Source organism: Mesorhizobium sp. STM 4661 (genome assembly GCF_000359125.1).
GTDB lineage: Bacteria > Pseudomonadota > Alphaproteobacteria > Rhizobiales > Rhizobiaceae > Mesorhizobium.
This window is the reverse complement of record NZ_CAAF010000031.1, coordinates 132,728-148,164: the sequence shown is the minus strand read 5'-3', so window position 1 is coordinate 148,164 and position 15,437 is coordinate 132,728. Positions and strand designations below refer to the sequence as shown.

General features: G+C 63.2%; 14 protein-coding genes. 10 read left to right on the top strand and 4 right to left on the bottom strand.

All coding sequences use genetic code 11. The annotated features are described in order from the left end of the window. Positions 1-114 precede the first annotated feature (114 nt). From MESS4_RS11415 to MESS4_RS11400, 4 genes are read right to left on the bottom strand one after another with little or no spacing between them, the layout of a single operon-like run. Complete coding sequence (locus MESS4_RS11415) at positions 115-1,155, bottom strand: DUF3445 domain-containing protein (RefSeq protein ID WP_006330142.1); 1,041 nt, start codon at positions 1,153-1,155, stop codon at positions 115-117. Between the two features lie 9 nt (positions 1,156-1,164). Continuing rightward, the gene (locus MESS4_RS11410) at positions 1,165-2,130 is read right to left on the bottom strand and encodes a PDR/VanB family oxidoreductase (RefSeq protein ID WP_006330141.1); all 966 of its coding nucleotides are present in this window, start codon (positions 2,128-2,130) and stop codon (positions 1,165-1,167) included. After that, a complete protein-coding gene (locus MESS4_RS11405) occupies positions 2,127-2,723 on the bottom strand; it encodes a dimethylamine monooxygenase subunit DmmA family protein (protein WP_006330140.1) in 597 nt (198 codons plus the stop codon). The genes MESS4_RS11410 and MESS4_RS11405 overlap by 4 nt, the downstream gene beginning before the upstream one ends. A 39-nt stretch (positions 2,724-2,762) precedes the next feature. Then, on the bottom strand, positions 2,763-3,896 hold the full coding sequence (locus MESS4_RS11400) for an aminomethyltransferase family protein (RefSeq protein ID WP_006330139.1): 1,134 nt from the start codon (positions 3,894-3,896) through the stop codon (positions 2,763-2,765). 168 nt (positions 3,897-4,064) lie between these two features. On the opposite strand from MESS4_RS11400, the gene MESS4_RS11395 reads away from it, so the two are divergent. The 10 genes from MESS4_RS11395 to MESS4_RS11350 all read left to right on the top strand — a co-directional run bounded on the left by MESS4_RS11395 (position 4,065) and on the right by MESS4_RS11350 (position 15,390). After that, positions 4,065-5,465 (top strand): ammonium transporter, encoded by a 1,401-nt coding sequence (locus MESS4_RS11395; protein ID WP_006330136.1) that lies wholly within the window; start codon positions 4,065-4,067, stop codon positions 5,463-5,465. Between the two features lie 21 nt (positions 5,466-5,486). Beyond that, entirely contained in the window at positions 5,487-5,705 is a 219-nt protein-coding gene (locus MESS4_RS11390; RefSeq protein WP_006330135.1) for a hypothetical protein, read from the top strand. Positions 5,706-5,836: 131 nt separating this feature from the next. Next, positions 5,837-6,733: a glutamine amidotransferase family protein gene (locus tag MESS4_RS11385; protein WP_006330134.1), complete on the top strand. Its 897-nt coding sequence runs from the start codon at positions 5,837-5,839 to the stop codon at positions 6,731-6,733. Positions 6,734-6,738: 5 nt separating this feature from the next. After that, positions 6,739-7,470, top strand: a complete 732-nt coding sequence (locus MESS4_RS11380) for a GXGXG domain-containing protein (RefSeq protein WP_006330133.1) — start codon at positions 6,739-6,741, stop codon at positions 7,468-7,470. Positions 7,471-7,476: 6 nt separating this feature from the next. Further along, the gene (locus tag MESS4_RS11375; RefSeq protein WP_006330132.1) at positions 7,477-8,805 is read left to right on the top strand and encodes an FMN-binding glutamate synthase family protein; all 1,329 of its coding nucleotides are present in this window, start codon (positions 7,477-7,479) and stop codon (positions 8,803-8,805) included. A gap of 36 nt (positions 8,806-8,841) precedes the next feature. Then, positions 8,842-10,149, top strand: a complete 1,308-nt coding sequence (gene glnT, locus MESS4_RS11370) for a type III glutamate--ammonia ligase (RefSeq protein WP_006330126.1) — start codon at positions 8,842-8,844, stop codon at positions 10,147-10,149. Positions 10,150-10,241: 92 nt separating this feature from the next. Continuing rightward, a complete protein-coding gene (locus tag MESS4_RS11365; protein WP_006330125.1) occupies positions 10,242-11,495 on the top strand; it encodes a sarcosine oxidase subunit beta family protein in 1,254 nt (417 codons plus the stop codon). 16 nt (positions 11,496-11,511) lie between these two features. Continuing rightward, on the top strand, positions 11,512-11,787 hold the full coding sequence (locus MESS4_RS11360) for a sarcosine oxidase subunit delta (protein WP_006330123.1): 276 nt from the start codon (positions 11,512-11,514) through the stop codon (positions 11,785-11,787). Next, positions 11,787-14,768 carry a sarcosine oxidase subunit alpha gene (locus MESS4_RS11355; RefSeq protein ID WP_006330122.1) on the top strand — a complete coding sequence of 994 codons (2,982 nt, stop codon included), beginning with the start codon at positions 11,787-11,789 and terminating at the stop codon, positions 14,766-14,768. The genes MESS4_RS11360 and MESS4_RS11355 overlap by 1 nt, the downstream gene beginning before the upstream one ends. Continuing rightward, positions 14,761-15,390: a sarcosine oxidase subunit gamma family protein gene (locus MESS4_RS11350; RefSeq protein WP_036241078.1), complete on the top strand. Its 630-nt coding sequence runs from the start codon at positions 14,761-14,763 to the stop codon at positions 15,388-15,390. Before MESS4_RS11355 ends, MESS4_RS11350 begins: the two co-directional genes overlap by 8 nt. The last annotated feature ends 47 nt before the right edge of the window (positions 15,391-15,437 follow it).

Sequence of the window (15,437 nt, the reverse complement as noted above, 5' to 3'; positions counted from 1 at the left end):
CCGCGCCCTACGAAAGCCCCCTCTCCGGCCGCTTCGCGGCCACCTCTCCCCCGCTTCGCGGGGGCGAGGAACCTAGGTCTTGAGAGGCACGGCGCAAACGGAAGCAGGCCGAACTCAGTCCGGCCCAAAGCCCGGGCTTGTCGCACTGTCATCATCCAGCTTCGACAGCCATTCGACCAGCGTCGGGCGGTAGCGGGTCAGGCCCTTGTAGGTGGCGAGCTCCTCCGGCAGGTCGCGGATGACGCGATGCAGGCGCCGCGCCCATTTCGGCTGCGTCACCAGATCGTCCATCTTGATCAGATAGCAGCGGATCGGGAAGACGATGCCGTTCGAGCGCGGCAGCCGCCAGAAGCTTTGCAGTTCGACGCGCAGATGCACCTTGTCGCCGACGTTCTCTGGCGTGACGGTCGCCCGGTCCGGTCCCCATATGTGATAATTTTCCGGGCTGGTATCGAGCCGCGGATTGATCGTCATGGTCCAGTTCAGGCGTCGCGCCGGCTTGCCCTGCTGGATGTTGGTGAGGAATTTCAGCGCCCTGATGAAGATCCCCTTTTCATGCGCCAATGGCACCGGCGCGTGCCACTCGAAGAAATTCATGCCGATGTCGAAATCCAGCGACCAGTCGGCCTGGGTGGTAACCATGCCGGCGTCCATCCACAGATTGCCGTCGCGCTGGTCGAGGATGCAGAAATCGCCCTGACTCTGCCTTGTGATGTATTCCATTGGCCCATAGGGCAGCGTCGAGACATCGCCGAAGGTGAAGGTGTCGTCGATGCCGAGCGGCCGGTTGATCCACCGCCATCTGTCGCCGTCGCGCGTCAGCGTGAAATGCTCGGGATAGCCCAGCGCCTGCTGCTCCATCAGAAGTTCGAGCAGATCCCAGCCGGCCAGCGTCATGTGCGGCAGCGACTGGCAGCGCAACGGGTCCTCGGCCAACACCAGAGCGCGGTCCTGCATCTCGGCGACATAGTGCTCGTCGACGTCGATCAGGTTTTCCAGCACGCTGCCCTTCGGCCCAACGACATGCGGCTCGATGTTGACCGCATACATGTAGCTGTCTTCGTGGAATGGAAACGGAAACCGCCTGATGTGCTCAGGGCTGTTCCTGAAGGTGAAATCGTCGCGGAACGTTTCCTTGCGAAAGGTGATTCCCAAGCTCGCCTCCTATCTTTCCAAGACCAGCGATTTGCCCTCGAAGCGCGACACGCACGGCATGATCTTGCAGCCGGAGCGGTGGTCTTCCTCGCTCAGCCAGTGGTCGTTGTGGATGAACTTGCCGTCATGCGAGATGACGTTGGTCTCGCACTGGCCGCAGACGCCGCCGCGGCAGAGATAGGGTGGATCGACGCCGGCCGCCTCGATCGCTTCGAGCAGGCTCTGCTGCTCATCGACGCGGATCGTCTTGCCGGTGACGGCCAGCGTCACGTCGAACGGAGCGCCGGGCAGGGGCGCCGCGAAATGCTCGAAATGCACGGTTTCCGAAGGCCAGCCAAGTGCGGCGGCGCGGTCGCGCACCCAGCCGATCATGCCGGACGGACCGCAGACATAGAGATGCGTGCCGAGCGGCTGCGACGACAGCAGCCGGTCGAGCTCGATGCGCTCGTCGCGGTCGTCGTGATAGAGCCTGATACGGCGCCCGTAGCGCTGTTGCAGGACATCGGCATAGGTGCCGAGCGAGGCGGTACGGCACGTGTAGTGCAGCTCGAAATTACCGCCTTCCGCGGCCAGCTGCGCGGTCTGCGCCATGAATGGGGTGATGCCGATGCCGCCGGCCAGCATCAGGTGTTTTTTGGCGCGCAAATCGAGCGAGAACAAATTGACCGGGTAGCTGATCACCATTTCCAGGCCCGGCTTGACGCTCCGGTGCATGAACAGCGAGCCGCCGCGGCCGACATCGTCGCGCCGCACCGAGATGGTGTATTCGCCGGTATTGAGCGGCGAGCCCATCAGCGAATAGGGATTGAGCCTGGTGCGGTCGCCATCGCGCATTTCCACCACGACATGAGCGCCCCCGGAAAATGTCGGCAACAGCTCGCCGTCACGCCGGCGGAAATGGAAGCGCGTCACCAGATCGTTGACCGGAACGACATCGCTGACGACGACATCAAGCTTGGTGGTGCCGGTGCTCATCGAAAGATCTCCTCCATCGGAGGAATTTCGCTGCGGTCCTCGGCATTGATGCAGACGCCCTGGAACGCAGCAAGACGCCGCGAGTAGTGATCGCGTACCAGAAGAAGCAGGCCACAATGCGAACAGGTCGCCGGCTGCGTCGTCACGTTTTCGGTGATGCCCTTGCAGTGGACGCATTGCATGCGCCGCGCCAGCGAGCCGCGATGCTCGGTCTGCATCGAAGTGTGGTCGATGCCGGCTTCGAGCGCGACCTGCATGGCCTGGCCGATCAGCCCTTCGGTGCCCGCGAGATAGAGGCGCAGCCCCATATGCGCGTTGGCCAGCGTCTGTTTCAGCCGCGGCAAGGCACTGGCGAAGGAATAGCCCTGGTAGAACTGCGCCGGCCTCAGCGCCTCGAGCGCTGCGATATGAGCACCGTCAGGGCCGGGGATGTAGATGATGTGGGCGCCATCAAAGAACCCGACCGGCGCCGTCGCGGCCATGTCCGTTATTGCGAGCGCGCCCTCGGCATCCGCGATGAAAAGATGGTGCTTGCCAGGCTGCGGAGACAAGGTTCCGTAAACGGGCCGGCTAATGATACTCTTGGCTGCCATTCTCTCTTTGTGCCTCGAACCCCTCGCCTTGACTATGCCTCAGCCTTTCGCCGTGCGCTTGGTCTTCTTCGGATCATCGAAGGGAAGCGGCTGCGCGGTGGCCTTGATGGCGCCGCTCTTGTTGCGGATCTCGAGCTTGGTGTCCTTGACGGCACAGTCGACATCGAGCCTGGCGATGCCCATCGATTTCTTGACCAGCGGCGAATACATGGCGCAAGTCACTACGCCGACTTTTTCGCCGTCGCGGTAGACCGGCGCACCTTCGTCGGCCGGCTCCTTGCCATCGAGCAATACGCCATAGATCTTGAAGCGTTCCTTGCCCTTCAGCCGGTAGTGTTCCTCGGCGCCGCGAAAGCCTGTCTTGCCGGGGCTGACGGTGAAGTCGAGACCGAGTTCCCACAGCGTGTCGCCGGGGCCTTCATTGTCGAACGGATACTTTTGGGAATTATCGTAGGGGTAGAAGAGCAAATAACTTTCGACGCGCAGCATGTCGAGCGTGGTGAAGCGGCACGGGATGATGCCGGCGCTCTTGCCCTCGTCGAGAATCCTATCCCAGATCGTGCCGGCGTCCTGGCCACGGCAGAAGATCTCGTAGCCGCGCTCGCCGGTGTAGCCGGTGCGCGAGATCATCACGGGCAAGCCGAACAGCTGCGTCTGCATGTGATGGAAATAGTTGAGGTCGCGGATGCCGGGCACATGCTTGGCCAGATAGTCGACGGCAGTGGGGCCCTGCAGGGAAAGATCGTGCAGATTGTCGTCGAAGCGCAGCGAGACGTCACGCCCGACGGAAGCGCGCTGCAACTCCTCATGGCCGGTGCCCGAACCGTGCACGACCATCCAGCTATTCGGGCCGGTGCGATAGAGGATGCAATCGTCGGTGAACTTGCCGGCCTCGTTCAGCATGCAGGCATAGGCCGACTTGCCGGGATATATTTTCTCGACGTCGCGCGTCGTGGCGAGATCGATCAGGTGCGAGGCGTGCGGCCCGGTGATGTGGACCTTCTTCAGACCCGACACATCCATCAGGCCGGCCTTGGTGCGGATGGCGGTATACTCCTCGTCGGCATCCTTGTCGTAGGTCCAGGCGGTTCCCATCCCGCTCCAGTCTTCGAGCTTCGAGCCGAGCGCGCGATGGCGATCCGCCAGGGTCGAAAATCTCCAGGATGCCGTCATGGGCTTGCTTCTCCTCAACACAATTGCCGACTTTTCGCCGATTCAGGGCACTGGAGGCCACGCGACGTTCCGCGCCATATTGACTCAAAACTCCAAAAGCGCGCAATACTAACATGCAAAAAGTTTTACTGAGAGGCAAGGAGTGCGACTGAACGGAGGGGACATGAAATGGAAGGGAATCTCAACGCTCTAACGACCATTTTCACCGAATTCTACTACTGGGTGACCATCGTCATGATGTTCCTCATCCATGTCGGATTCTGCACCTACGAGGTCGGCGTCTCGCGCCGGCGCAATCACCTGAAAACGCTTATGAAGAACGCGATGGCGATCCCGCTCGTCACGGTTACGTTCTATTTTTTCGGCTGGTGGATCTATTTCGGGTTTCCCAACGGACCGGGCATGGTCCCGGGCGGGCTTGTCACGGCACCATTCGCCGAACCGTGGAATCCGTTGATGGGCACTCATCTCTCCGGCGTCAATCCAGGCGAGACGGGGGTCACGCCTGCCGACGCCGCGCTCTGGCATCGCCTCAACGGCGTGTTCTGGGGCGCCTTCCTGCTGTTTTCCATCACGACGGCTTCGATCATCTCGGGTTCGATCATAGAACGAGCGCGCTCGGGTGCGTTCTGGATCGTCGCGGTGCTGATCGGTTCGGTACTGTGGATTCTCGGCGCGTCCTGGGGCTGGCATCCGCAGGGATGGATGGTGAAGCTCTGGGGTTATCACGACGCCTATGCGTCGGGCGTCGTGCACGCGATCGCCGGCGGGGCGGCGCTTGCCTTCCTCATCGTGCTCGGCCCACGCATCGGCAAGTTCAGGCCTGACGGCACGCCGCGCGACATCCCGCCCCACAATGTTTGGCTGGTCACGATCGGCCTGTTTCTGATTTACACCGGCTTCTGGGGCTTCTATGCGGCGTGCAACATTCCGCTGATCAGTCCGGCCACGATTGCCGGCCAGATCACCGGCGACACCTGGACGGCGACCAACATCTATCTTGCGCCGACCACGCTCTCGGCGATCACCTTCAACTTCCTGATGTCGCTGTCGGGCGGCATGATGGCCGGCTACATCGTCTCGAAAGGAGACCCGTTCTGGACGTTCTCGCTGGGGCTTTGCGGCATTATTTCAGCCTCGGCCGGCAACGATCTCTATCATCCGATCCAGGCGCTTCTGATCGGCGCTATCGTCCCGACAATCTGCTACAAGCTGCACTATTTCGTCGAGCGCCGCTTCAAGATCGACGATGCGGTGGGCGCCGTTGCCGTGCACGGCTATGGCGGATTCCTCGGCGTCGTGGTGGCGGGTTTCATGCTGTGGGGACAGCCGTCATCGCCCTATGAGGGCTTCGCGTACATCAACCCGCTCGGCAATTTCGCGGGTGCGGTGCTGATGTTCGCGCTCGGCTTTGTTCCCACCTTTGTTGTCTGCAAGATCCTCAACAGCATGAACCTGCTGCGTGTGCCGGCCAAGGTCGAACTCGAGGGCGTCGACTTTGCCCTCAACCATGAGTTCGAAGCGTCGGTGCGCGAAGTGGGAACCGCCGAAAAGGCCACGATCAAATAGCCAAGCGACAGGAGAACTCGCATGTCTACCAATGGTATGGAAAGCTGGGCCGTCGACCTCAAGGACGTCGGCGCAATCTACCCGTTTCAGGGTTCAGAAGTCCTGATGGTCATCATCGGTCTCGTCTTCTGGATTGGATGGCATGTCCTCCAGACGCGCCACGAGAATGCTGAAATCGAGGCCGATATGGCCGCGGACCGCAGCGGGGACGAGACAAGAGAGGCGATCGACCGCTATTAGGGCTGTGCCCGGTCGCCTGGCGCCCTGCCGCGCCAGGCGATTTGTTTGTCATGAAAAAAAACTTTCATGTGAGTTGAATAAGTCCCGTGAAGCTGGTAGCACCGAAATCACACTCACCATCGGAGGCTGACATGTGTGGAATCGTCGGACTTTTCTTGAAGGACAAGGCGCTGGAGCCGAAGCTTGGTGCAATGCTTTCGGAGATGCTGATCTCGCTCAGCGACCGCGGCCCGGACAGCGCCGGCATAGCCATCTATGGCGCCTCCTCCGGCAATGAAGCCAAGATCACCATTCAGTCGGCCAAGCCGGAACGCGATTTCCGCGGTCTCGATACCGAGCTTGCCAAGGCCATTGGCGTGCCGGTGAGTGTCGCGGTAAAGTCGACGCACGCGGTCGTCAGGACCAGGCCCGACAAGATCGACGAGGCGCGTGAAACCATTCAGGCACTGAGGCCCGATATCCGTATCATGGGCGCCGGCGACGTGGTGGAAATCTACAAGGAAGTCGGCCTGCCGGAAGCCGTCGTCGAGCGTTTCGACGTGCGTTCGATGACCGGCACGCATGGTATCGGCCACACCCGCATGGCGACGGAATCGGCGGTCACGACGATGGGCGCGCATCCGTTCTCGACCGGCGCCGACCAGTGCCTGGTGCACAATGGCTCGCTGTCCAACCACAACAATGTCCGGCGCGAGCTGGTCCGCGAAGGCATGAAATTCGAGACCGAGAACGACACCGAAGTGGCAGCCGCCTATCTCTCCTCGCAGATGGCGCACGGCAAGAATCTCGGCGAGGCGCTCGAAGGCACGCTCAGCGATCTCGACGGTTTCTTCACCTTCGTCGTCGGCACCAAGAACGGCTTCGGCGTGGTGCGCGATCCGATCGCCTGCAAGCCCGCGGTGATGGCCGAGACCGACCAGTATGTCGCCTTCGGCTCGGAATATCGCGCGCTCACCAAACTGCCCGGCATAGACAATGCGAGGGTCTGGGAACCCGAGCCCGCGACCGTCTATTTCTGGGAGCATTGAGTTTCATGCCGGCAACCAAGCTTTCAAAGACGGCAGCGCACGATAATGCATCACGGGTCTTCGACCTCGACGCAATGTCGCTGCGTGAGTTCAACCAGGCGCTTCACAAGCTGACCCCCGGTTCGAACGAAACGGCGTGGGAAGCGTTGAACCCGAAAGGCAACCACTCGGTCGCCGTCGGCGTCGACCAGCCGGTCACCATCGATGTGCGCGGCAGCGTCGGCTATTATTGCGGCGGCATGAACGACGGCGCCGCGATCACCGTCCACGGCTCGGCCGGACCGGGTGTCGGCGAGAACATGATGTCGGGCTCCATCACCATCAAAGGCGACGCCAGCCAGTATGCCGGCGCCACCGGCCGCGGCGGCCTGCTGGTGATCGAAGGCAATGCCTCGTCGCGCTGCGGCATCTCGATGAAGGGCATCGACATCGTCGTGCACGGCAATATCGGCCACATGTCGGCGTTCATGGCACAGTCCGGCAATCTGGTGGTGCTGGGCGACGCCGGCGATGCGCTGGGCGATTCCATCTACGAGGCGCGGCTGTTCGTGCGCGGCAAGGTCGAAAGCCTCGGCGCCGACTGCATCGCCAAGGAGATGCGGGCGGAACATCTGGACCTGCTCCAAGGCTTGCTCGACCGCGCCGGCGTGACCGGCGTCAAACCGGCTGAGTTCAAGCGCTACGGCTCGGCGCGCACGCTCTACAATTTCAATATCGACAATGCCGACGCATATTGAGGCAAAATGACCTATCGCAACCCGCCGACGACGCCGCGCAAATCCGCGACCTTCGACGACTACACGCTGTCTGAAATCCGCCGCGCCGCGGCGACCGGCATCTACGACATCCGTGGCGCCGGCGCCAAGCGCAAGCTGCCGCATTTCGACGACCTTCTGTTCCTCGGCGCCTCGATCTCGCGCTATCCGCTCGAAGGCTATCGCGAGCGCTGCGACACCAGCGTTGTGCTGGGTTCCCGCCATGCCAAGAAGCCGATCGAGTTGAAGATCCCGATCACCATCGCCGGCATGAGTTTTGGCTCACTATCCGGACCGGCCAAGGAAGCACTGGGGCGCGGCGCGACGCTGTCCGGCACCTCGACCACGACCGGCGACGGCGGCATGACCGAGGAAGAGCGCGGCCATTCCAAGATGCTGGTCTACCAATATTTGCCATCGCGCTATGGCATGAACCCGCGCGATTTGCGCCGGGCCGATGCGATCGAAGTCGTGGTCGGCCAGGGCGCCAAGCCCGGCGGCGGCGGCATGCTGCTCGGCCAGAAGATTTCAGACCGCGTCGCCGAAATGCGCACGCTGCCCAAGGGCATCGACCAGCGTTCGGCCTCGCGTCATCCCGACTGGACCGGCCCCGACGATCTCGAGATCAAGATCCTGGAACTGCGCGAGATCACCGACTGGGAGAAGCCGATCTACGTCAAGGTCGGCGGTGCGCGGCCCTATTACGACACCGCCCTTGCGGTGAAGTCGGGCGCCGATGTCGTCGTGGTCGACGGCATGCAGGGCGGCACCGCGGCGACGCAGGAAGTGTTCATCGAGAATGTCGGCCAGCCGACGCTCGCCTGCATCAGGCCGGCAGTGCAGGCACTGCAGGATCTCGGCATGCACCGCAAGGTGCAGCTGATCGTCTCCGGCGGCATCCGCAACGGCGCCGATGTCGCCAAGGCGCTGGCGCTGGGCGTCGATGCCGTGTCGATCGGCACGGCCGCCCTTGTCGCGCTCGGCGACAACGACCCGCGCTGGGAGGCCGAGTATAACGAGCTCGGCACCACTGCCGGCGCCTATGACGACTGGCACGAGGGCCGTGACCCGGCCGGCATAACCACGCAGGACCCCGAACTGATGAAGCGCGTCGACCCGATCGCGGCCGGGCGGCGTCTGGCGAACTATCTCAAGGTGATGACGCTCGAAGCACAGACCATCGCCCGCGCGTGCGGCAAGAACAGCCTGCACAATCTCGAGCCCGAGGATCTCGTCGCGCTCACCATCGAAGCCGCCGCCATGGCCGGCGTGCCGCTGGCCGGCACCAACTGGATACCGGGGAAGAACGGCTTCTGACAGAGACTGCCAATACCACATAAGCGAGGAACTATAATGGGGAACGATCTCGCCGCTTTCGCCAAAAAGAACGGCGTCAAGTATTTCATGATTTCCTACACCGACCTGTTCGGTGGGCAACGCGCCAAGCTGGTGCCGGCGCAAGCGATCGCCGACATGCAGAAGGACGGCGCCGGCTTTGCCGGCTTCGCCACCTGGCTCGACCTGACGCCGGCGCATCCCGACATGCTGGCGGTGCCGGACCCGGATTCGGTCATCCAGCTGCCGTGGAAGCCCGAGGTCGCCTGGGTCGCCGCCAACTGCATCATGGACGACAAGGAGGTCGACCAGACGCCACGCAACACGCTGAGGCGGCTGATCGCCGAAGCCGCGACCGACGGCATGCACATCAAGACCGGCGTCGAGGCCGAGTTCTTCCTGATCTCGCCCGACGGCAAGGCAATCTCCGACGAGTATGATACGGCATCAAAACCCTGCTACGACCAGCAGGCGGTGATGCGCCGCTATGACGTGATCGCCGAGATCTGCGACCATATGCTGGCGCTTGGCTGGGGCGCCTACCAGAACGACCATGAGGACGCCAACGGCCAGTTCGAGATGAACTGGGCCTTCGACGACGCGCTGGCGACCGCCGACAAGCACTCCTTCTTCAAGTTCATGGTCAAGTCGGTGGCGGAAAAGCATGGGCTGCGCGCCACCTTCATGCCCAAGCCCTTCCAGGGCCTGACCGGCAATGGCTGTCATGCGCACATCTCGGTTTGGGACAAGGCGGGCAAGATCAATGTCTTCGCCGACAATGCGATGGAGCTTGGCCTGTCGGCGAAAGGCAGGAACTTCCTCGGCGGCATCATGAAGCATGCCTCGGCGCTGGCCGCGATCACCAATCCGACGGTCAATTCCTACAAGCGCATCAATGCGCCGCGCACCATCTCGGGCGCGACCTGGGCGCCGAACACGGTGACCTGGACCGGCAACAACCGCACCCATATGGTGCGTGTGCCCGGCCCCGGCCGCTTCGAACTTAGGCTGCCCGACGGCGCTGCCAACCCCTATCTCCTGCAGGCGGTCATCATCGCCGCAGGGCTGGACGGCATCCGCTCGAAGGCCGATCCCGGCAAGCGCCATGACATCGACATGTACCAGTTCGGCCATACGGTGAAGGGCGCGCCGAAGCTGCCGCTCAACCTGCTCGATGCGCTGCGCGAGTTCGACAAGGACAAATCGCTCAAGACGGCGCTGGGTGAGGAATTTTCGTCGGCATATCTAAAGCTGAAGCACCAGGAATGGAATTCCTATGCTTCGCACTTCACCCAGTGGGAGCGCGACCACACGCTGGATATCTAGAGCATCGGACCGAAAAGTGTGAAACGGTTTTCGGGTAAATCCGATGCGCAAAGAAGGGTCCAGCGCGATGCGAGCGACCTCGGAATGACCCTATGAAATACTCGATCTTCTCGCTCGCCCGCGCCGCCCTTTCCGGCCACAAGAACTGGCAACGCACCTGGCGCGACGCCACCCCGAAGGACCGCTACGACGTGGTGGTCATCGGCGGCGGCGGTCACGGGCTGGCGACCGCATGGTTCCTCGCCAGCGAACACGGCATCAGGAATGTCGCCGTGCTGGAAAAGGGCTGGATCGGCTCCGGCAATGCCGGCCGCAACACCACCATCATCCGCTCCAATTACGGCCTGCCCGGGAATACCGGCTTCTACGAATTGTCGATGAAGCTGTGGGAGCGGATGGAGCAGGACCTCAACTACAACACGATGGTCAGCCAGCGCGGCGTCATCAACCTCTATCATTCCGACGCCCAGCGCGACGCCTATGCCAGGCGCGGCAACACGATGCGCATCAACGGCATCGACGCCGAACTGCTCGACCTTGCCGCGGTCAAGAAGATGATGCCGTTCCTGAACTTCGACAATGCGCGCTTTCCCGTGCAAGGCGGGCTCTTGCAGCGGCGCGGCGGCACGGCACGGCACGATGCGGTGGTCTGGGGCTATGCGCATGCGGCGAGCGCGCTCGGCGTCGATATCATCCAGAACTGCGAGGTCACCGGTTTTGTCAGAGACGCCAACGGCAAGGTGACCGGTGTCGAGACCTCGCGCGGCAGGATCGGCGCCGGCAAGGTCGGCATGGCCGTCGCCGGCAGTTCCTCACGCGTCGCCTCGATGGCGGGACTGCGCCTGCCGATCGAAAGCCATGTGCTGCAGGCCTTCGTCTCCGAGGCGATCAAGCCGCTTTTGCCCAACGTCATGACCTTCGGCGCCGGCCATTTCTATGTCAGCCAGTCCGACAAGGGCGGGCTGGTCTTCGGCGGCGACATAGACGGCTACAATTCCTACGCCCAGCGCGGCAACATGCCTGTGATGGAGGATGTCTGTGAGGGCGGCATGGCGCTGATGCCGATGATCGGCCGCGTGCGGCTTTTGCGCCAATGGGGCGGCGTCATGGACATGTCGATGGACGGCACGCCGATCATCGACAAGACGCCGGTGGACGGGCTCTATCTCAATGCCGGCTGGTGCTATGGCGGCTTCAAGGCGACGCCGGGCTCCGGCTTTGTCTTTGCCCATCTTCTGGCGCGAGATGAATCGCACGAGGAAGCGGCAAGATTCCGCCTCGACAGGTTCCGGCGGGGTGCTGCGATCGATGAAAAGGGTGTCGGCGCCCAACCGAACCTGCACTGAGGACGGTTAGGAAATCATGCGTATTGTCTGTCCTTTCTGCGGCGAACGAGAACTCGGCGAGTTCACCTATCTCGGCGATGCCAAGCCGCAACGCCCGGCGGCGGATGCCAGCGAAGACGCGGTCTACGACTATGTCTATCTGCGCGACAACATCGCCGGCGTGATGAGCGAGCACTGGTATCATGGCGGCGGTTGCCGGAGCTGGCTGAAGATCACCCGCAACACGCTGACGCATGAGATTTCGACGGTCGAACCGGCGGCGGGTGCTGGCGCCGCAAAGGTTGGCGCGTGATGGCCGGCGTGCAGGCAAACCGGCTGGCCAATGGCGGTCTCATCGACCGCTTGGTATCGCTGAATTTCCGTTTCGACGGCAAGAGTTTTTCGGGCTTCCAGGGCGACACGCTCGCCTCGGCGCTCGTCGCCAACGGCGTCAAGCTGGTCGGCCGCTCGTTCAAATACCATCGCCCGCGCGGCATCCTCACCGCCGGCTCGGAAGAACCCAACGCACTGGTCGAATTGCGCAGCGGCGCCCGGTGCGAGCCGAACACCAAGGCGACCACGGCCGAGCTCTATGAAGGGCTCGAGGCCGCGAGCCAGAACCGCTGGCCGTCGCTGCGCCACGATTTGATGGCGGTCAACCAGCTGTTCGCGCCGATCTTCGTGGCCGGCTTCTACTACAAGACCTTCATGTGGCCGGCGAAGTTCTGGGAAGCGATCTATGAACCGGCGATCCGCCGCGCCGCCGGCTTGGGACGTGCCGCCGGTATTGCCGACCCCGACCATTACGACAAGGCCTGGGCGCATTGCGATGTGCTGATCGCGGGCTCCGGCCCGGCAGGCCTGGCGGCAGCTCTCGCAGCTGGTCGCTCTGGCGCCCGCGTCATCCTGTGCGAGGAGGATTTTGCGCTTGGCGGCCGGCTGCTGTCGGATGGCGGCACCATCGATGGCATGCCGGCGGCCGAATGGATTTCGCGCACGCTCACGGAACTTGTCGCGCTCCCCGACGTCCGCATCATGACCCGCACAACGTTGTTCGGCGTCTATGACGGCGGCACGTATGGCGCACTGGAGCGGGTCAACGACCATCTGCCCTCGCCCCCGGAGCACCAGGTGCGCCAGCGGCTGTGGCGGATCGTGGCCAAACGTTGCGTGGTCGCGGCCGGCGCCATCGAGCGGCCGATCGTCTTTGCTGGCAACGACACGCCCGGTGTGATGATGGCGTCCGCCATGCGTACCTATGTCGCGCGCTATGCGGCGACGCCGGCAAGACGCATCGCGCTGTTCACCAACAATGAGGATGGCTGGCGCACGGTCGAAACCGCGCTTGGCGCGGGATTGCAGGTCGCAGCCGTCGTTGACGCACGGCCTGATGTATCCCCTGCTCATCGCTCGCTCGCCTCGAAAGGCGGCTTTCCCGTGCTGAACGGGTCGGTCAGCGCAGTCGATGGCGGCAAGGACGGCGTCAGCAAGATCTCGGTATCTCTGACCGGCGGCGCACGCGCCGAAGTCGAAGCCGACGGGCTCGCTGTCTCCGGCGGCTGGAACCCGGCAGTCGGACTGACCTCCTACCATCGCGGCCGGCCGAAATGGCAGGACAATATCGCTGCCTTCGTGCCGGACGGTGCGCCTCCCGGGATGGTGGCGGTGGGTGCCGCCAACGGCGCCTTTACCCTCGGCGCCTGCCTGAGCCAGGGCTTTGCGGCAGGCGCGCAAGCGGCGCGGGATGCCGGGCGCAGCGGCAAGGCAGGTTCGGTGCCGGTTGCCGCGGATGAGGCGTTCTCGCTGACGCCACTCTGGCATGTCGCGGGCAAGGGCAAGGCCTTTGTCGACCAGCAGCACGACGTCACGGCTTCAGACATCGAGCTGGCGCAGCGCGAGGGTTTTGAATCGGTCGAGCATCTGAAGCGCTACACGACGCTCGGCATGGCCACCGACCAGGGCAAGACCTCGAATGTCGCCGGCCTGGCCATCATGGCTGCGGTCACAGGAAAATCCATTCCCGAGACCGGCACGACGATCTATCGGCCACCCTATGTGCCGGTTGCCATCGGCGCCTTCGCCGGCCATCACCGTGACGAGAATTTCCATGCCACAAGGCTGACGCCGTCGCATCACTGGGCGGCCGAACAGGGCGCGATTTTCGTCGATACCGGCCTGTGGAAACGTGCGCAATGGTATCCGCGCGCTGGCGAGAAGGACTGGCTGGAATCGGTGACGCGCGAGGTCAAGGCGGTGCGTTCCGGCGTCGGCTTCTGCGATGTCTCGACGCTCGGCAAGATCGATGTGCACGGCCCCGATGCCGGCGCCTTCCTCGACCGTGTCTACATAAACACCTTCTCCAATCTTGCCGTGGGCAAGGCACGCTACGGGCTGATGCTGCGCGAGGACGGCATGGTCTATGACGACGGCACCACGTCGCGGCTGGCCGAGGAGCAATATTTTCTGACCACCACCACCGCCAAGGCCGGGCCGGTGATGCAGCATCTCGAATTCTGCCGGCAGGTGTTGTTCCCTGAACTCGACGTGCAGCTCACATCGGTCTCCGACCAATGGGCACAATTCTCGATCGCCGGACCGAAAACCCGAGACCTGCTTAGGGAGATCGTCGATCCGGCCGAGGATCTGTCGAACGAGGGCTTTCCCTTCATGGGTGCCCGCGAAGTCGCGCTGCGTGGTGGCATCAAGGCGCGGCTGTTCCGCATCTCCTTCTCCGGCGAGATGGCGTTCGAGATTTCCGTGCCGGCGCGCCATGGCGACGCGCTGGTGCGCAATCTGATGCAGGCCGGCGCGCCATTCGGTGTGACGCCCTACGGCACTGAAGCGCTTAGCGTCATGCGCATCGAGAAGGGCCATGTCGCCGGGCCGGAACTGAGCGGCACGACGACCGCGGCCGATCTGGGCTTGGGCAAGATGATGTCTACCAAGAAGGATTTTGTCGGCCGTGTCATGGCCGGGCGCGAGGCGCTCGTGGCAGCGGACCGGCAGGTCGTCGTCGGCATCAAGCCAACGGACAAGGCAAGCCGCCTGCGTTCCGGCGCGCATGTCATTCCGAAAAGCGAAATCCCCGGCCCTGGCAACGACCAGGGCTACGTCACCTCGGTCTGTTTCTCGCCGACGCTCGACCAGTGGATCGGTCTCGGACTGGTCGAACGCGGCCGCGAACGCATCGGCGAGATCGTCCATGCCCATGATCCGCTGCGCGGCGAAGACTATGATGTCGAACTCTGCAATCCCGTCTTCTACGATCCGGATGGAGGGCGCCAGCGTGGCTGAGTTTTCCTGGGCTTCCCGCAGTCCGCTCGAACAAGCGCTGGTCACGGGTGTGCACGGCGCACGCGGTGTCGAGGCCGGCATTTTGCTGACCGAGATCCGCAATTTCGACCTGATCCAGGTGATGGCGCGGCGCGGCAAAGGAGCCGAACTGGCAAAGGCCGCCAAAGCTCGTTTCGGCATGGCGGCACCGGATACGCCCAAGGCGGTCCAGACCAAGGATGCTACGCTGATCTGGTCGGGCCCGGACCAGTTCCTCGTGCTGTCGAAAGACGGCAAGTACGCGATGAACACTCTGGCGCCAGCGTTCTCCGGCCTCGCCTCGCTGTCGGACCAGTCGCATGCGCGCGCCCTGATCAGTATTTCCGGCGCCAAGGTGCGCACCATGCTCGCCAAACTGTTGTCGCTCGATCTGCACCCTGCGGTATTTCAGGTTGGCGCTGCCGCCGCGACCTCGATCGACCACACCAGCGTCACTCTCTGGCGCGGCGCCGATCAGACGGATGGGCGGGCTGTGTTCAACCTTCTGGTGTTCGCGACTTTCGCCGAAAGCCTTTGGCACACGACGCTCGATGCCGGCGCCGAATACGGCATCGACATCCGATACTCCGAGGAATTGGCGTAGCGTTTCATCCGCGCCGACGGCGAGTGCGGCGGGAGGTTCGCCTTGCC

Bases quoted from the DNA above. Each gene is read 5' to 3' on its own strand.
- MESS4_RS11410 (WP_006330141.1), bottom strand. From the start codon at position 2,130: ATGAGCACCGGCACCACCAAGCTTGATGTCGTCGTCAGCGATGTCGTT.
- MESS4_RS11405 (WP_006330140.1), bottom strand. From the start codon at position 2,723: ATGGCAGCCAAGAGTATCATTAGCCGGCCCGTTTACGGAACCTTGTCT.
- MESS4_RS11400 (WP_006330139.1), bottom strand. From the start codon at position 3,896: ATGACGGCATCCTGGAGATTTTCGACCCTGGCGGATCGCCATCGCGCG.
- MESS4_RS11395 (WP_006330136.1), top strand. From the start codon at position 4,065: ATGGAAGGGAATCTCAACGCTCTAACGACCATTTTCACCGAATTCTAC.
- MESS4_RS11390 (WP_006330135.1), top strand. From the start codon at position 5,487: ATGTCTACCAATGGTATGGAAAGCTGGGCCGTCGACCTCAAGGACGTC.
- MESS4_RS11385 (WP_006330134.1), top strand. From the start codon at position 5,837: ATGTGTGGAATCGTCGGACTTTTCTTGAAGGACAAGGCGCTGGAGCCG.
- MESS4_RS11380 (WP_006330133.1), top strand. From the start codon at position 6,739: ATGCCGGCAACCAAGCTTTCAAAGACGGCAGCGCACGATAATGCATCA.
- MESS4_RS11375 (WP_006330132.1), top strand. From the start codon at position 7,477: ATGACCTATCGCAACCCGCCGACGACGCCGCGCAAATCCGCGACCTTC.
- glnT (WP_006330126.1), top strand. From the start codon at position 8,842: ATGGGGAACGATCTCGCCGCTTTCGCCAAAAAGAACGGCGTCAAGTAT.
- MESS4_RS11365 (WP_006330125.1), top strand. From the start codon at position 10,242: ATGAAATACTCGATCTTCTCGCTCGCCCGCGCCGCCCTTTCCGGCCAC.
- MESS4_RS11360 (WP_006330123.1), top strand. From the start codon at position 11,512: ATGCGTATTGTCTGTCCTTTCTGCGGCGAACGAGAACTCGGCGAGTTC.
- MESS4_RS11355 (WP_006330122.1), top strand. From the start codon at position 11,787: ATGGCCGGCGTGCAGGCAAACCGGCTGGCCAATGGCGGTCTCATCGAC.